This is a genomic window from Streptomyces sp. SAS_272, from assembly GCF_052543235.1.
In genome coordinates, this window is the sequence record NZ_JBMNDR010000007.1 from 65,225 (window position 1) to 81,954 (window position 16,730).

The following is a 16,730-nucleotide window of genomic DNA, read 5'->3' on the forward strand; positions in this document are numbered from 1 at the left end:
GGGTTCGGCGTCGGACGGCGCGCACGGGGTCGGACGGCGCGCAATGGATGGGGAGGCAGGAACGACGGTGGCGGAACGGAGCACAGCTGCCGTCGACGTGGCAGACAACAGCGGTGACGAGCCGCTGACCGCACAAGCGGACCAGTCCACGGCCGACGGGGTGGTCAAGAACCGGGAGCAGGACACGGACAGCGACGAGGCACAGGGGAGCGGCGGGACGGAACATCCCGGAAAGGCCTCACCGCCGGAACTGCACAGCGGTCACAAGCTCGCCAGACGCTACCGCCTCGAAGAGTGCGTCACCCGTCTGGACGGTTTCAGCAGTTGGCGTGCGGTCGACGAGAAACTCCGCCGGGCCGTGGGCGTCCACATCCTGCCCGCGGACCACTCACGGGCCCGTTCGGTGCTGGCCGCGGCCCGCTCCTCAGCCCTGCTCGGCGATCCGCGCTTCGTCCAGGTGCTGGACGCCGTCGAGGAGAACGACCTCGTCTACGTGGTCCACGAGTGGCTGCCCGACGCCACCGAACTGACCGCGCTGCTCGCGGCCGGTCCACTGGAGCCGCACGACGCCTACCAGATGGTCAGTCAGATCGCCTCCGCGATGGCCGCGGCACACCGCGAAGGCCTGTCGCATCTGCGGCTGAACCCCAACGCCGTGCTGCGCACCTCCTCGGGGCAGTGGCGCATCCGCGGCCTCGCCGTGAACGCCGCCCTGCGCGGCGTCGCCACCGACACTCCGCAGCGCACCGACACCGAGGCGATCGGCGCCCTGCTCTACGCGGCGCTCACCCAGCGCTGGCCCTACGAGAACGACGCCTACGGGCTGTCCGGCCTGCCCAAGGACGTCGGGCTGATCGCCCCCGACCAGGTGCGCGCCGGCGTCCACCGCGGGCTGTCGGAGCTGTCCATGCGCGCGCTCGTCAACGACGGCGCGACCGCCTCCCGGCACGAGGCCGCCTGCACGACGCCGGAGGAGCTGGTGAAGGCGATCGGCGAGATGCCCCGCATCCGCCCGCCGGAGCCGGCGTTCACCGCACCGCCGGAGTACCAGCGCACGACGTACCAACAGGGCACCTACGGCCGCCCCGCGCCGCATCCGGGCGCCACACAGCGTGTGCCGGTGCCGCCGCCTCCGCTGCAGAGCCGCACCGGCAAGGCCCTGAAGTGGGCGGTCTCCGCCCTCCTCATTGCCGCGCTCGGACTCGGCAGCTGGCAGCTCGCGGACGCCCTGATGGACCAGAGCAAGCCCGACGACACCAACCAGACACAGACGACGGACGAGGGCGACAAGAACAGCACGGCGCCCAAGCCGGTCACGGTACTCAAGATCCACGACGCCGCCGAGTACTACCCGGACGGCACCCCGCAGCACGCCAACGACGCGAAGCTCACCTACGACGGCGACAGTTCGACGTACTGGCGGTCGCGCTCCTTCGAAGAGGGGCCCGTGCTCGCGCCGTACAAGAAGGGGGTCGGCATCGTCTACGACCTCGGCTCGGAGAAGGACGTCTCGGCAGTCTCCATAGGGCTTCTCTACACCGGCGACTACACCGCCGCGGGCCTGTACGCGGCCGACTCGCTCTCGTCGTCGGCCCCGCTGTCGTCCATGAAGAAGATCGCCGAAGCCCGGACGTCCGGTCGGGAACTGAAGATTCCCGCCAAGACGGCGGTGAAGACGCGGTACGTTCTCGTATGGATCACCGCCGCGCCCAACAACGCCGGCGACCAGTGGACCGGCGCCGGCTACAAGCAGGCCATCACCGACGTGAAGTTCACGGGCTGACGTCTCAGCGGAGGGGGAAGAGGCCCATGGCGGACAGCGCCGCACATGACGCGATGAGCGACATGGACCTCCTCGCCCGCCACGTCGAGGGTGATCCCGACGCCTTCGGTGAGCTTGTGCGGCGTCATCGTGACCGCCTCTGGGCGGTGGCCCTGCGTACGCTGGGAGACCGCGAGGAAGCCGCTGACGCCGTCCAGGACGCCCTCGTGTCCGCCTACCGGGCCGCCCACACCTTCCGCGGCCAGTCCGCCGTCACGACCTGGCTGCACCGCATCACGGTCAACGCCTGTCTGGACCGGGCCCGCAAAGCCGCTTCCCGCAAGACCTCGCCGGTCGACGACGCCGAGCGGCTCGAGCAGTTGCTGGAGCCGCACGAGTCCGCGTCCGCCCCCGCGGAACGCAACGACCTGCACCGCCAGCTCATCGAGGCGCTCGGCACCCTCCCGCCCGATCAGCGGGCCGCACTGGTCCTCGTGGACATGCAGGGCTACCCCGTCGCCGAGGCCGCCCGCGTGCTCGACGTGCCGACCGGGACGGTCAAGAGCCGCTGCGCCCGTGGCCGAGCGAGACTCCTGCCCCTGCTCACCCATCTGAGGCCGGGCGGCGGTGACGCCGACAAGAATCCCGAGGCCGGCAGAAGAGAAAGCGGTCCAGGACGGAACCGGGCGCAGGGAGCATCCGTCCCACCGGCAGCGGAACCTCACGTCGAGGATCCGGACAGCGCCGGTACGGGCGATTCAGCTGCTGTGAAGGGCGGAGGTGGGCGGGCGTGACATCGACGACGGACACGACCGGGCACCCGGATGTCACAGAGATCTCCGACCTCACCGAGGGCCTTCTCGATCCCGCCCGAAGCTCCGCGGTCCGCCGGCACCTGGACTCCTGCGCCCTCTGCGCGGACGTCCACGCTTCGCTGGAGGAGATCCAGGGCCTCCTCGGCGCTCTGCCCGAACCGCCGCGGATGCCGGACGACGTCGCCCGCCGTATCGACGCCGCCCTCGCCGCCGAGGCCCTGCTGAGCGCCGCACCCCCCGGCGACGGTGCCGACGAGGCGTCCGCCTCCGTCACCGCCGACACGGAAGCGGCCGGTGTTTCACGTGAAACAGCGGCGGCGTCCGGCCGCCCCTCGGGACATGCCCGCAGCGCAACCACGGGGCCGGGCCGAAAGCTCCACAAGGGCCAGGAGGGCCACAGGGACCGCAAGAACCGCAAGCGGCTCGGTCGCCGCCAGGCAGCCGTCCTCGGCGCGGTCTTCGCCGCGGCCGCGCTGGGACTCGGCTCCGTCCTGGTGTCGTCCCTCACGGACGGCGGGAGCCCAGGCGTCTCGGCGCATCAGACCGCCGTGCCGGACACCTTCTCCTCGAGCAAGCTCGAGGGCCAGGTCGCCGCTCTCCTGGCCAAGGCCGGAGTCTCCCGCACCCCGCAGAGCAAGGGCATCCTGGGAGAGACCGGCAGCGAGACCGGCAACGGATCGCCCCGGGTCCTGCGACAGCCCACGGTTCCGTCGTGCGTCCAGCAGGGGATCGGACGCAACGACACGGCTCTCGCCACCGAAGAGGGCACATACCAAGGGACGGCAGCTCTGCTCGTCGTGCTCCCCGACCCATCGGACAGCGCACGGGTCGACGCCTACATCGTGGACAAGGCCTGTGTGACGCACCCGTCGGCAAGTCCGGCCGACGTTCTCCTGACGACCTCTTACCCCCGTCACTGACGCGGATTTCCCCCGTCACCGACACCCGCTGTCCTGCAGCGTCTCTCCGTCGGCGTTCCCTGCGGTCTCATCCCTCCGTGTGCCCGGACACACCGGGAATGCGCGCCCCTTAGGATCCGTTGGGTGGGGTGAGAGTCCAAGTGGCTCCCACCGCTCGACCGATGCAGTCCCCAGAGACGAGGAATCCAGCCGTGAGCGACGTCCGTAACGTGATCATCATCGGCTCCGGTCCGGCCGGCTACACCGCCGCGCTGTACACCGCGCGCGCGTCGCTGAAGCCGCTGGTGTTCGAAGGCGCCGTCACCGCGGGCGGTGCTCTGATGAACACCACCGAGGTCGAGAACTTTCCCGGCTTCCAGGACGGCATCATGGGCCCCGAGCTCATGGACAACATGCGCGCCCAGGCCGAGCGCTTCGGTGCCGAGCTGATCCCCGACGACATCGTCTCCGTGGACCTCACCGGTGAGATCAAGACCGTCACGGACACCGCCGGCACGATCCACCGCGCCAAGGCCGTCATCGTGACCACCGGATCCCAGCACCGCAAGCTGGGCCTGCCGAACGAGGACGCCCTGTCCGGCCGCGGTGTCTCCTGGTGTGCCACCTGTGACGGCTTCTTCTTCAAGGACCAGGACATCGCCGTGATCGGCGGCGGTGACACCGCGATGGAGGAGGCCACGTTCCTCTCTCGGTTCGCCAAGTCCGTGACGATCGTCCACCGCCGTGACACGCTGCGCGCCTCCAAGGCGATGCAGGAGCGTGCGTTCGCCGACCCGAAGATCAAGTTCATCTGGGACAGCGAGGTCGCGGAGATCCACGGTGACCCGAAGCTGGCCGGGCTGAAGCTTCGCAACCTCAAGACCGGCGAGCTGTCGGACCTGGCGGTGACCGGTCTGTTCATCGCCATCGGCCACGACCCGCGCACGGAGCTCTTCAAGGGACAGCTCGACCTCGACGAGGAGGGCTACCTGAAGGTCGCCGCGCCGTCCACCCGCACCAACCTCACCGGTGTCTTCGCCGCCGGCGACGTCGTGGACCACACCTACCGCCAGGCGATCACCGCAGCCGGCACCGGCTGTTCCTCGGCCCTCGACGCTGAGCGCTACCTCGCCGCGCTCGCGGACGAGGAGCAGGCCGAGCCCGAGAAGACCGCTGTCTGACCCCCCGCCCCGCCCCACCGCACAGAGAAATAAGGAGCCCCCTGTGGCCGGCACCCTGAAGAATGTGACCGACGCCGACTTCGAAGAGGTCGTCCTCAAGAGCGACAAGCCCGTCCTGGTGGACTTCTGGGCCGAGTGGTGCGGTCCGTGCCGCCAGATCGCTCCCTCTCTCGAGGCGATCGCCGCCGAGCACGGCGAGAAGATCGAGATCGTCAAGCTCAACATCGACGAGAACCCGGCCACGGCTGCCAAGTACGGTGTCATGTCGATCCCGACCCTGAATGTGTACCAGGGCGGCGAGGTCGCCAAGACGATCGTCGGCGCCAAGCCGAAGGCCGCGCTCGTACGCGACCTGGAGACCTTCATCTCCGAGTGACGCTCTGCGGGTGAGACACAGCGCAGCGACACGTGAAACGTGTGTGGGCCGGCCCTGAGGGGTCGGCCCACACACGTTTCACGTGAAACATCAGCCCGCCGATGACGCCCGGCCCGCGACGGCGCGCTACAGAGGCCGCAACGCGGGCTCCTTCTGGACGGCCCCCAGCAGCCGGTCGAGAGCCATCTCCACGTCTTCCTTCCAGGACAGCGTCGTCCGCAGCTCCAGCCTCAAGCGGGGATGCGCGGGGTGCGAGCGCATCGTCTTGAAGCCCACCGCCAGCAGATGATCGGCAGGCAGCACACAGGCCGGCCCGGACCAGTGGGCGTCGCCGAACGCCTCGATCGCCTTGAAGCCCCGGTGGAGCAGATCCTTGGCGACCGTCTGGACCATCACACGGCCGAGGCCCTGCCCCTGGTATCCCGGCATGATGAACGCCGTCATCAGCTGCACAGCGTCCGGCGACACGGGGCTCGTGGGAAAAGCCGTCGAGCGGGGCACGTAGGCGGGTGGCGCGTAGAGAACGAACCCCACCGGGATGTCGTCCACATAGACGACCCTGCCGCAGGATCCCCAGTCCAACAGGACGGCGGAGATCCAGGACTCCTTTTCCAGGGCGGATGTCCCCGCCTTTACCGCGGCCTCACCCCTGACGGGATCCAGTTCCCAGAAGACACACGAGCGACAGCGTCTGGGAAGGTCCTGAAGGTTGTCCAGCGTGAGCGGTACGAGCCGACGCCCCATGAAGGCTGTTCCTCGCTTCCTTCGCCCGCGGTTTCGCGAGCGGCTGTCAGAGCGCCCCGTTCCCTGAGCAGACTGCCGACGAATCCGCCGACGGCCCCCAGTCCCAGTCCTGCGCTCACCAGTCCCGTCCGGCTCATCGTTCGCATGCCCTCGCCTCCCGCTCCGAGGTACTGCCAGGTGGATGCGCCACAACCTCTCCGCATCGTATCCACCATGCGAGACCATCAACACTGCCCGCAAGCAAAGAGCGAGCCGTGTTCCGGTAGACAACCGGACACGGCTCGCTCACCGGCTCCTCAGCCCCATACTGCCCGGGCCGAGACGCCGCTCAGTCTTCCGTCCCCTCCGCGCCGTCGTCCATGACGCCCTTCGGCAGCACGGGCCCCTCTCCAGGAGCAAGCGTTCCGAGGATGCGCTCGAGGTCCTCCATAGAGGCGAACTCGACCGTGATCTTGCCCTTCTTCTGTCCCAGATCGACCTTCACCCGCGTCTCGAAACGGTCCGAGAGGCGAGTGGCGAGGTTGGTCAGCGCCGGCGACAGCCGGCCGCCGGCCCGCGGCCCCTTGGCTCGCTGAGCCGTCTGCGGACGCGAGCCCATCAGGGTCACGATCTCCTCGACCGCTCGCACCGAGAGCCCCTCGGCAACGATGCGGTGGGCCAGCCGGTCCTGCTCCTCCGAGTCATCTACCGAGAGCAGCGCCCGAGCGTGACCCGCGGAGAGCACGCCGGCCGCGACCCGACGCTGAACCGCCGGCGAGAGCTTCAGAAGGCGCAGCGTGTTGGAGACCTGCGGACGGGACCGCCCGATGCGGTCTGCCAGCTGGTCATGCGTGCAGTTGAAGTCCTTGAGCAGCTGGTCGTAGGCGGCCGCCTCTTCCAAGGGATTCAGCTGAGCCCGGTGGAGGTTCTCCAGGAGGGCGTCCAGAAGCAGCTTCTCGTCGTCCGTGGCGCGCACGATCGCCGGGATGGCCTCCAGGCCGGCCTCGCGGCAGGCCCGCCAGCGTCGCTCGCCCATGATGAGCTCGTAGCGCCCGGGGCCGAGCTGACGCACCACGACCGGCTGGAGGAGTCCGACCTCCTGGATGGAGGTGATGAGCTCATGCAGGGCATCCTCGTCGAAGACCTCACGCGGCTGGCGCGGGTTCGGCGTGATGTGGTCGAGGGGGATCTCGGCGAAGTATGCGCCGACGGGCGGCGCAGGTGTCTCGAGGACGCTGCTCGCGGACGATTCTTCTGTTTCACGTGAAACAGCCGGCAGCGTGGCCACCTTCGCCGCGGCCACCCCCCGGTCGGTCGTCAGCACCGGCACCGCTGCGGGGGAGGTGGACCCTCCGCCGACCGCGGCTTGAGCCGGCGTCTTCTCCGTCGGGGCAGCGGGGATCAGCGCACCAAGACCACGGCCCAACCCCCTCCGTCGCTCACTCACTGGACGCCCTCCACCATGTTCGGGTTGTTCTGAGCGCCGATATGGGCGTGCGTGGCGTCATAGCTGACCCCTACGCCCTTCAGCGCGAGCTCTCGTGCTGCCTCAAGATAGGAGAGGGCGCCGCTCGATCCGGGATCGTAGGTCAGCACCGTCTGCCCGTAGCTCGGTGCTTCGGAGATGCGGACCGAGCGGGGAATGCTCGTCCGCAGCACCTCCTCACCGAAGTGGGTGCGCACCTCTTCGGCGACCTGTGACGCAAGGCGCGTCCGGCCGTCGTACATGGTGAGCAGAATGGTCGACACATGCAGGGTGGGGTTGAGGTGCCCCCGCACCAGGTCGACGTTGCGCAGCAACTGTCCCAGTCCCTCCAGCGCGTAGTACTCGCACTGGATCGGGATCAGGACCTCGGCACCGGCAACGAGCGCGTTGACCGTCAGCAGGCCGAGGGAGGGCGGACAGTCGATGAGGATGTAGTCCAACGGCTGCTCGTACGCCTGGATCGCTCTCTGCAGTCGGCTTTCACGGGCCACCAGGGAGACCAGTTCGATCTCCGCGCCGGCCAGGTCGATCGTGGCCGGGGCGCAGAAGAGGCCTTCTACATCGGGGACGGGCTGGACAACCTCCGCCAGCGGGCGGCTGTCCACCAGCACGTCGTAGATGGACGGGACCTCGGCGTGGTGATCGATCCCCAGCGCCGTGGACGCGTTGCCTTGCGGGTCGAGGTCGACCACCAGGACACGACCGCCGTGCAGCGCCAGCGACGCGGCAAGGTTGACGGTCGTCGTCGTCTTGCCCACACCGCCCTTCTGGTTGGCGACGACGATCACACGGGTCTGCTCGGGGCGTGGCAGACCCTCGCCGGCGCGGCCCAGAGCCTCCACCGCGAGTTGGGCAGCACGACCGATCGGGGTGTCATCCATCGGAGGCGGTGTTTCACGTGAAACATCCTCCCCGAACGACTCGGCACGGGGACCGGGGACCGGATCGGTCATCGGTCCCGCGATGTTGGCGTCGGACCGCAAGGCTTCACTCTCCTCGACTTCAGGCTCGCAATGAACAGAGCCTCCCATGTCTTCGGGGTCGTGAACCAGTGAGGCCTGGTCTTCTGTGGAGAAATCCGCCTCTGTGGGCAACTCGCGCACCTCATCGAGTGAACCGAGAGGCTTGCGGTCACGGGGTTCGGCTGCGGCGCGGCCGCGACTGATGATGCCGTGGAGCAGTGAGCGACGTTTCACGTGAAACACGATGCACAGCGCCTGCGGCCGGACCGTTGCGACACTCCGCGACGAGGGGGATGGGCAGCTTGTGTGGAGTAGGCCTCAGCGGCGTCGCCGGGTCCGGCCGGTCCGCGCGGCCTTGGCCCGCTTGGCCGCGAACCGCACGCCGCCCGGGCTCTCCCCGACCTCGACCCGCACCACCGTGGACAGCGGATCGACGACCCCTTCACCGACCTGCAGGATGGAGGTGCCCACCGCGCCCAGCTTGCTCAGAGCGGTGGCCGCGCTCTTCAGCTCCTCCTCGGCGGTGTCGCCCTTGAGGGCGAGCATCTCACCGTAGGGCCGCAGCAGGGGGATGCCCCAGGTGGCGAGCCGGTCCAGGGGTGCCACAGCCCGGGCGGTCACCACGTGGACCGGTGGCATCGAGCCCATGACCTCCTCGGCGCGGCCACGGGCGACCGTCACATGGTCCAGCCCCAGAAGTTCGACGACCTCGGTGAGAAAGTTGGTGCGGCGCAGCAGTGGCTCGAGCAAGGTGATCTTCAGATCCTCCCTCACGAGCGCCAGGGGGATGCCGGGCAGCCCGGCACCCGAGCCCACGTCGCACACCGTCACACCTTCCGGCACGACCTCGGAGAGCACCGCGCAGTTCAACAGGTGCCTCTCCCACAGGCGAGGCACCTCGCGCGGGCCGATGAGCCCGCGCTGCACACCTGCCTCAGCCAGCAGCTCGGCGTATCGGACCGCATCATCGAAGCGATCGCCGAATACCTCGCGTGCCACATCGGGCGCAGAGGGGAGCTCCGCTGCCTCCGTCACGGGGACCGTCCTTCCGTACCGCATCAGCGCTTCGAGCGCCGACCACCAGAACTACCAGGCTGACAAAGACCGGCCCCGTCTGCACAACAGACGGGGCCGGGGTGATGTACGTACCGAATCAGTTGGGCAGCACGACGACGAAGCGCTGCGGCTCCTCGCCCTCGGACTCGCTGCGCAGTCCGGCGGCCTTGACCGCGTCGTGAACGACCTTGCGCTCGAAGGGCGTCATCGGCTTCAGCCTCACCGGCTCGCCGTTGTTCTTCGCGTCGGCGGCCGCCTTGGCGCCCAGCTCGGAGAGCTCGGCGCGCTTGTTGGCGCGGTAGCCCGCGATGTCCAGCATCAGCCGACTGCGGTCGCCGGTCTCCCGGTGCACCGCCAGGCGCGTCAGCTCCTGCAGGGCCTCCAGCACCTCGCCGTCGCGGCCGACCAGCTTCTGCAGGTCACGGGTGCCCGCGTCGCTGATGATCGACACAGAAGCGCGGTCGGCCTCGACGTCCATGTCGATGTCGCCGTCGAGATCGGCGATGTCCAGCAGACCCTCGAGGTAGTCCGCCGCGATCTCGCCCTCCTGCTCCAGGCGGCTCAGGGTGTCAGTACCCTCGGCGGCGGCGGAGGTGGTGCCTTCCGTCACGGGATGGGCTCCTTCTACTTCTTGGACGGGGACTTGGGTCGCTGCGGGCCGCCCTTGCGCTGCCCGGACTGGGCCTTGCTGCGGCCGGCGCTGCCGGGTTTGGGCGTGGCCTGCTTGGCGTCGCCGGCGGCCTGGGAGGGCTTGGTGTCCTCCGGCTCGTCGGACTTGCTCAGCGAGGTGGTCTCACCGGCCGCCTTGGGGGCCGTGGACTGGCGCTGGGACTTCGACTGCCGCTTGGGCTGCTGACGCTTGGCGGCCGCACTCGTCTGCGCACTGTCCTCGGCCTGCGCGGCAGCCTGGGCCTCGCTCTTGACCACGGTGCCGTCGGCCTGGGCGGCGAAGCCCACCTTGGTCAGACCGTTGATGAACTTGCGCTCGGCGTCGTTGCGGTCGCGGCCCTTGGCCACGATGGCCTTGACGATGGCCTTCTCGCTGCGGCTGCGGGTCTTGCCGTGCTGCGTGACGTGCTTGTACAGGCGCTCCAGGTACGCGGCCTGAGCCTTGGAACCCGGCGTCGGGTTGTTGCGGATCACGTACATCTGCTGGCCCATGGTCCACACGTTGGTGGTCAGCCAGTAGACGAGGACACCGACGGGGAAGTTGATGCCGAAGACGGCGAACATGACCGGGAAGACGTACATCAGCATCTTCTGCTGCTGCATGAACGGCGTCTTCACCGAGGTGTCGACGTTCTTCGTCATCAGCTGGCGCTGAGTGAAGAACTGCGAGGCCGACATCATGACGATCATGATCGCGGTGACCACGCGGACGTCGGTCAACGAGGCGCCGAGCGACTCCACCTTCGCCGCGCCGTCGGTGAACTTCGCCGCCAGCGGAGCGCCGAAGATGTGCGCCTTACGGGCGCTCTCCAGCAGCTGCTCGTTGATGACGCCGATCTTGTCGCCCGTCGCGATGCCGTTGAGCACGTGGTACAGGGCGAAGAAGAACGGGGACTGCGCCAGGATGGGAAGGCACGAGGAGAGCGGGTTGGTGCCCGTCTCCTTGTACAGCTTCATCATCTCTTCGGACTGACGCGCCTTGTCGTTCTTGTAGCGCTCCTGGATCTTCTTCATCTCGGGCTGGAGCGTCTGCATGGCCCGCGTCGACTTGATCTGCTTCACAAAGAGCGGGATCAGGCAGATACGGATCAGGATCACCAGAGACACGATCGACAGGCCCCAGGCCCACCCGGTGTCAGGGCCGAAAATCGACCCGTACACCTTGTGGAACTGGACGATGACCCAGGAGACAGGTGTCGTGATGAAGCTGAAGAGGCTGGCAATCGTGTCCACTAATCATGCTCCTTGGGCATGGGACGGTGTCTCTGCGGCCGGGCTCGAAGCAGTCGGGCCTTCTGTGGCCGTTTCGGCGGCGGAGGTCCCGCCCCTGCGTGCACGCCAGGCGTCACGCAACATTTCGTGCCACCGCGGGCGCTTGCGCGGCGGAACATGGTCCACGCCGCCGAGCGACCACGGGTTGCACCGCAGGATGCGCCAGGCGGTGAGAGCCGTTCCCTTGATCGCACCGTGTCGGTCGATGGCCGTGTAGCCGTAGTGGGAGCACGACGGGTAGTACTTGCACACCGGCCCGAGCAGCGGACTGATCGTCCACTGGTAGAGCTTGATCAGAGCCAGCAGCGGGTACTTCATCGCGCGCCCCCTCCCAGTAGCCGTACAAGGGCGGCATCCAGGTCTTGGGCCAGCTGTGCGTGGTCGGCGTCGCCCGCCCCGGGCAACGCCCGTACGACTACCAGGCTACCGGGGGGAAACCGGGTGACTCTCTCGCGCATCAGGTGACGCAGTCTGCGCTTGACCTTGTTGCGCACGACAGCACCGCCCACAGCCTTGCTCACGACGAAACCCGCACGCGTCGGGGGAGCGCTCTCCCCAGGCGCGTGCGGGTCCGTGGCACCGCTTCGAAAATGGACCACGAGGGTCGGGCGGCCGGCCCGACGACCTCGTCGTACCGCGGTCGCGAAGTCCTCGCGCCGCCTCAGCCGATGCTCGGTAGGCAGCACGACGTCATGACCTGATCAGGCTCAGGCGGACAGGTTCGCGCGACCCTTGCTGCGGCGGTTCGCGAGAATCGCGCGACCGGCACGGGTGCGCATCCGCAGGCGGAAGCCGTGGGTCTTGGCACGACGACGGTTGTTCGGCTGGAAGGTGCGCTTGCTCACTCGGGGGCTCCAGAAATCAATCGGTGGTGGCGGGGTGCCGTCCTGGCTGTCACCGTGCGCCCACGAGGTAGCTCGCGGTCAACGCCCGAGTGCACCGCTTCCCGATCACCTGACGCGATCTGTGCCCATCGGAGGCAGGCGGCAGCAGCCATCGACAACTCGACCTGGTTACGGTACGCGCGGCTACGCCATCCGGTCAAACCGGCGGTCACAGGGAGACACTGTCCACAGCCTGGGGACAACAACTTGAACCGTACCCGTCGGCCTGACTACCGTGGCTGAACTCCGATTCGTTCCGTTGTCCCTGCCCCGCCCCATATGAATCCCGACCGTCCCACACTCACACGTTCGTGGGACCCACGAGAGAGCGTGCCCTGTGGCTGACGTGCCTGCCGATCTTGCCGCAGTGTGGCCACGAGTACTGGAGCAGCTCCTCGGGGAGGGACGCGCCCAGGGCGTCGAGGTGAAGGACGAACGCTGGATCCGCCGCTGCCAGCCGCTCGCGCTGGTGGCCGACACGGCGCTGCTTGCCGTGCCGAACGAGTTCGCCAAGACCGTTCTGGAAGGCCGTCTCGCGCCGATCGTCAGTGAGACGCTGAGCCGCGAGTGCGGCCGCCCGATCCGCATCGCGATCACCGTCGACGACTCGGTCGGCGAGCCCGCGTCCCCGCCGGCTCCGCCCGTGCAACAGCACGCGCGCTACGACGAGCCGGAACTTCCCGCCGGGCCCTACGACGGCCAGGACGGCCGGTACGAGTCCGGGAACCAGTCCGCGTACGAAGGCCGTTACGAGGGCTACGGCCGGCACCGCGCCGACCAGCTGCCCTCGGGTCCCGGCGACCAGCTGCCCGGCACGCGCCCCGACCAGCAGCCCGGCTCCCGCCCGGACCAGCTGCCCACCGCGCGCCCCGCCTACCCGTCGGAGTACCAGCGCCCCGAGCCGGGCGCCTGGCCGCGGCCGCAGCAGGACGAGTACGGCTGGCAGCAGCAGCGTCTCGGCTTCCCGGAGCGCGACCCCTACGCGTCGCCCTCGTCCCACGACTCCTACGGCGGGCCCCCGGCCCAGGACCCGTACGGCTCGCCCTCGCAGGACTCCTACGGCCCCCCGTCCCAGGACTACCGTCCCCAGCCTGTGGACCGTCCGCCGTACGACCGCAAGCGCGCGGATTACGAGCCGTCACGTTCCGACTACGACCAGCGCGATCCCGGCCGGCGCGAGCTGTCCGAGCCCCCTGCCGGTCCCGGGCACCCGCACCGCGGCGGCCCGGCCGGCCCCGGCCAGGGCGGCGCCGGCGGGTCCGGGGGCTCGTCCTCGCACTCGCCCGCGACGGCCGGTCCCGGCGAGCCGACCGCGCGGCTGAACCCGAAGTACCTCTTCGACACGTTCGTCATCGGCGCCTCCAACCGGTTCGCGCACGCGGCCGCCGTCGCTGTCGCCGAGGCACCCGCGAAGGCCTACAACCCCTTGTTCATCTACGGGGAGTCGGGCCTCGGCAAGACTCACCTGCTGCACGCCATCGGGCACTACGCGCGGAGCCTCTACCCGGGCACGCGCGTGCGGTACGTGAGCTCGGAGGAGTTCACCAACGAGTTCATCAACTCCATCCGCGACGGCAAGGGCGACAGCTTCCGCAAGCGGTACCGCGAGATGGACATCCTGCTCGTCGACGACATCCAGTTCCTCGCGGACAAGGAGTCGACGCAGGAGGAGTTCTTCCACACCTTCAACACGCTCCACAACGCCAACAAGCAGATCGTGCTCTCCAGCGACCGGCCGCCCCGGCAGCTGGTGACCCTCGAGGACCGGTTGCGCAACCGCTTCGAGTGGGGTCTGACCACCGACGTCCAGCCTCCGGAGCTGGAGACGCGTATCGCGATCCTGCGCAAGAAGGCGGTGCAGGAGCAGCTGAACGCCCCGCCGGAGGTGCTGGAGTTCATCGCCTCGCGGATCTCCCGCAACATCCGCGAACTGGAGGGCGCGCTGATCCGGGTGACGGCGTTCGCGTCGCTCAACCGGCAGCCGGTGGACCTGGGCCTGACGGAGATCGTCCTCAAGGACCTGATCCCCGGCGGCGAGGACTCCGCCCCCGAGATCACCTCCACGGCCATCATGGGCGCGACGGCGGACTACTTCGGCCTCACCATCGAGGACCTCTGCGGCACCTCGCGCGGGCGCGCGCTGGTCACGGCCCGGCAGATCGCCATGTACCTGTGCCGCGAACTGACGGATCTGTCGCTGCCGAAGATCGGCGCGTTGTTCGGCGGCCGCGACCACACGACCGTGATGCACGCGGACCGCAAGATCCGCAATCTGATGGCCGAGCGGCGCTCCATCTACAACCAGGTGACCGAGCTGACGAACCGCATCAAGAACGGCTGACACGGCGCAGAGCACCATCGAGTGCTCGCGCCGGGAGAGCCGCGTCGCCTGCTCGCCGAGTGCGCCCCTGGAGAAGCTTCCGGGGGCGCTTCTCGTCGTTCCGCGGGTCGCGCGGAAACGCCGGGCCGTCCCTCCGAGGCCCGCTCGGGGACCGTCCGCCGCACCCCAGAGGCCCACATGACGGCCGTCCGCAGCCCCTTCGTGGGGCGCCCGCAGCCCCTTCGTGGGGCGCCCGCAGCCCCTTCGTAGGGCGCCCGCGGGTCGCCCGCGGTCCCTCACGGCACATCCGCCCGTCGCACGCCGGCCGTACACCGCTCACCTGCTGTTCGAATACAGGCCCGGGTTACGGCCTCTCTCCACAGATTCGGCGACTTTCTCCCGTCCACACCCTGGGGACCGGGAAGTTGTTCAGACTGTGTCCACAGGCGAACGGGGTGCGGGAGGATCTCACCAGGTCACCTGGTTGTGGATTCGTGGACAAAGGTTGTCCACAGGCTGTGGACAGAGAAATGATCCACAGCCTGTGCACGGAGTTGTCCACCGACTGCCCACAGGCTGCGGCCGGTTGTCCCCAGCGATCTTCGGCTTCTCCACACGTCTGTCCACTGTTCGGCAACCCGCCGCGCGTTCTCACCGGGTCGAGTGAAAGGCGTCACACGAAGGTGCCGGAGCGCCCTGTGGGAAACGGCGCCGAACCTGGGGACGGACCTGGGGAGAACTCGCCCCGTCCTGTGCACGGTGTGTGCAGAACTTTCTGTTCTCCACAGAAGGCCCCGGTTGTCCACCGGCTCCACCCACAGGGTCGGTGGACAAAATATCGCCCCTGAGCTGCGAAAACGCAGTTATCCACTGTATCCACAGCCCCTACTACTACTCCCGACTAGAGAGAGCGAGAAATCCGTTTAGAAGGGGGTCCTGTGCACAACTCGCTCTTCGGCGCCCGGCTGCCCCTCGTCACGACTTGACCCCGAGGGGCACCTACTGTCAGTGCGGTGCGTCAGACTGGTCCCGGTGGTCCTGCCCCGCACCGGGGCCGACCACACCGAGACAGCGACGAAAGCCAGGCAGGGCGAGAAGCGCCGGCAACAGCAGGAGGCGGCAAGAGTGAAGATCCGGGTGGAACGCGACGTACTCGCGGAGGCCGTGGCCTGGGCGGCGCGCAGCCTCCCGGCCCGCCCGCCGGCGCCGGTCCTCGCCGGCCTGCTGCTGAAGGCGGAGGACGGCCAGCTGAGCCTGTCCAGCTTCGACTACGAGGTCTCCGCCCGGGTCTCGGTGGACGCCGAGACCGAGGAGGAGGGCACGGTCCTCGTCTCCGGCCGGCTCCTCGCCGACATCTGCCGCGCCCTGCCCAACCGCCCGGTGGAGATCTCCACAGACGGTGTACGGGCGACGGTGGTCTGCGGTTCCTCGCGGTTCACCCTGCACACGCTGCCGGTGGAGGAGTACCCGTCGCTGCCGCAGATGCCGAACGCGACGGGCACGGTCCCCGGCGAGGTCTTCGCCTCCGCGGCCGCCCAGGTCGCCATCGCCGCCGGGCGCGACGACACGCTGCCGGTGCTGACCGGCGTGCGCATCGAGATCGAGGGCGACACCGTCACGCTGGCCTCGACCGACCGCTACCGCTTCGCCGTCCGCGAGTTCCTGTGGAAGCCGGAGAACCCCGAGGCGTCCGCGGTCGCCCTGGTGCCCGCCAAGACGCTCCTGGACACCGCCAAGGCCCTCACGAGCGGCGACAGCGTCACCCTGGCCCTCTCGGGCGGCGGTTCGGGCGAGGGCCTGATCGGCTTCGAGGGCGCGGGCCGGCGCACCACGACGCGCCTGCTGGAGGGCGACCTCCCGAAGTACCGCACGCTGTTCCCGACCGAGTTCAACTCCGTCGCCGTGATCGAGACCGCCCCGTTCGTGGAGGCCGTCAAGCGCGTGGCGCTGGTCGCGGAGCGCAATACCCCGGTGCGGCTCAGCTTCGAGCAGGGCGTGCTCATCCTGGAGGCCGGTTCCAGCGACGACGCACAGGCTGTGGAGCGGGTCGACGCCCAGCTCGAGGGCGACGACATCTCGATCGCCTTCAACCCGACCTTCCTGCTGGACGGCCTGAGCGCCATCGACTCGCCGGTCGCCCAGCTGTCGTTCACGACGTCCACCAAGCCGGCGCTGCTCAGCGGCAAGCCCGCGCTGGACGCGGAGGCGGACGACGCCTACAAGTACCTGATCATGCCGGTGCGGCTGAGCGGCTGAGCGGTCGGCGGCCGGGTCGTCCGAGGTCGTCCACAGGCTGTGGCCGAACAGTCCACGGACTGTGGACGA

16 protein-coding genes are annotated in these 16,730 nt (G+C 68.9%); 7 read left to right on the plus strand and 9 right to left on the minus strand.

What is annotated here, in order from left to right; translation table 11 throughout:
* Positions 1-67: 67 nt before the first annotated feature.
* The 5 genes from ACN6LD_RS07410 (at position 68) to trxA (ending at position 5,033) form a co-directional block, all read left to right on the plus strand.
* A complete protein-coding gene (locus ACN6LD_RS07410) occupies positions 68-1,783 on the plus strand; it encodes a protein kinase family protein (protein ID WP_319188058.1) in 1,716 nt (571 codons plus the stop codon).
* A gap of 26 nt (positions 1,784-1,809) precedes the next feature.
* Positions 1,810-2,556 (plus strand): RNA polymerase sigma factor SigM, encoded by a 747-nt coding sequence (gene sigM, locus ACN6LD_RS07415; protein WP_319188059.1) that lies wholly within the window; start codon positions 1,810-1,812, stop codon positions 2,554-2,556.
* Positions 2,553-3,497, plus strand: a complete 945-nt coding sequence (locus ACN6LD_RS07420) for an anti-sigma factor family protein (protein WP_445042735.1) — start codon at positions 2,553-2,555, stop codon at positions 3,495-3,497. Before sigM ends, ACN6LD_RS07420 begins: the two co-directional genes overlap by 4 nt.
* A gap of 191 nt (positions 3,498-3,688) precedes the next feature.
* Positions 3,689-4,657, plus strand: a complete 969-nt coding sequence (gene trxB / locus ACN6LD_RS07425; RefSeq protein ID WP_319188063.1) for a thioredoxin-disulfide reductase — start codon at positions 3,689-3,691, stop codon at positions 4,655-4,657.
* 43 nt (positions 4,658-4,700) lie between these two features.
* The gene (gene trxA / locus ACN6LD_RS07430) at positions 4,701-5,033 is read left to right on the plus strand and encodes a thioredoxin (RefSeq protein ID WP_057576621.1); all 333 of its coding nucleotides are present in this window, start codon (positions 4,701-4,703) and stop codon (positions 5,031-5,033) included.
* Positions 5,034-5,159: 126 nt separating this feature from the next.
* Here trxA and ACN6LD_RS07435 read toward each other — a convergent pair whose 3' ends face one another.
* The 9 genes from ACN6LD_RS07435 to rpmH form a co-directional block, all read right to left on the minus strand.
* Complete coding sequence (locus tag ACN6LD_RS07435; RefSeq protein ID WP_319188065.1) at positions 5,160-5,777, minus strand: GNAT family N-acetyltransferase; 618 nt, start codon at positions 5,775-5,777, stop codon at positions 5,160-5,162.
* Positions 5,778-6,105: 328 nt separating this feature from the next.
* A complete protein-coding gene (locus ACN6LD_RS07440; protein ID WP_319188067.1) occupies positions 6,106-7,203 on the minus strand; it encodes a ParB/RepB/Spo0J family partition protein in 1,098 nt (365 codons plus the stop codon).
* Positions 7,200-8,273, minus strand: coding sequence for an AAA family ATPase (locus tag ACN6LD_RS07445; RefSeq protein WP_319188084.1), 1,074 nt, complete (start codon positions 8,271-8,273; stop codon positions 7,200-7,202). The genes ACN6LD_RS07440 and ACN6LD_RS07445 overlap by 4 nt, the downstream gene beginning before the upstream one ends.
* A 249-nt stretch (positions 8,274-8,522) precedes the next feature.
* A complete protein-coding gene (rsmG, locus tag ACN6LD_RS07450; RefSeq protein ID WP_306950475.1) occupies positions 8,523-9,239 on the minus strand; it encodes a 16S rRNA (guanine(527)-N(7))-methyltransferase RsmG in 717 nt (238 codons plus the stop codon).
* A 118-nt stretch (positions 9,240-9,357) separates the two neighbouring features.
* The gene (locus ACN6LD_RS07455; protein ID WP_319188069.1) at positions 9,358-9,870 is read right to left on the minus strand and encodes a Jag family protein; all 513 of its coding nucleotides are present in this window, start codon (positions 9,868-9,870) and stop codon (positions 9,358-9,360) included.
* Between the two features lie 14 nt (positions 9,871-9,884).
* The gene (yidC, locus tag ACN6LD_RS07460) at positions 9,885-11,162 is read right to left on the minus strand and encodes a membrane protein insertase YidC (RefSeq protein WP_319188070.1); all 1,278 of its coding nucleotides are present in this window, start codon (positions 11,160-11,162) and stop codon (positions 9,885-9,887) included.
* Between the two features lie 3 nt (positions 11,163-11,165).
* Complete coding sequence (gene yidD, locus ACN6LD_RS07465) at positions 11,166-11,519, minus strand: membrane protein insertion efficiency factor YidD (RefSeq protein WP_306950477.1); 354 nt, start codon at positions 11,517-11,519, stop codon at positions 11,166-11,168.
* The gene (rnpA, locus tag ACN6LD_RS07470; RefSeq protein WP_079041073.1) at positions 11,516-11,887 is read right to left on the minus strand and encodes a ribonuclease P protein component; all 372 of its coding nucleotides are present in this window, start codon (positions 11,885-11,887) and stop codon (positions 11,516-11,518) included. Before rnpA ends, yidD begins: the two co-directional genes overlap by 4 nt.
* A 21-nt stretch (positions 11,888-11,908) precedes the next feature.
* On the minus strand, positions 11,909-12,046 hold the full coding sequence (rpmH, locus tag ACN6LD_RS07475; RefSeq protein ID WP_018846094.1) for a 50S ribosomal protein L34: 138 nt from the start codon (positions 12,044-12,046) through the stop codon (positions 11,909-11,911).
* 376 nt (positions 12,047-12,422) lie between these two features.
* On the opposite strand from rpmH, the gene dnaA reads away from it, so the two are divergent.
* Positions 12,423-14,426, plus strand: coding sequence for a chromosomal replication initiator protein DnaA (dnaA, locus tag ACN6LD_RS07480; protein WP_319188073.1), 2,004 nt, complete (start codon positions 12,423-12,425; stop codon positions 14,424-14,426).
* Between the two features lie 1,104 nt (positions 14,427-15,530).
* Positions 15,531-16,661: a DNA polymerase III subunit beta gene (dnaN, locus tag ACN6LD_RS07485; RefSeq protein WP_057576638.1), complete on the plus strand. Its 1,131-nt coding sequence runs from the start codon at positions 15,531-15,533 to the stop codon at positions 16,659-16,661.
* Positions 16,662-16,730 lie beyond the last annotated feature (69 nt).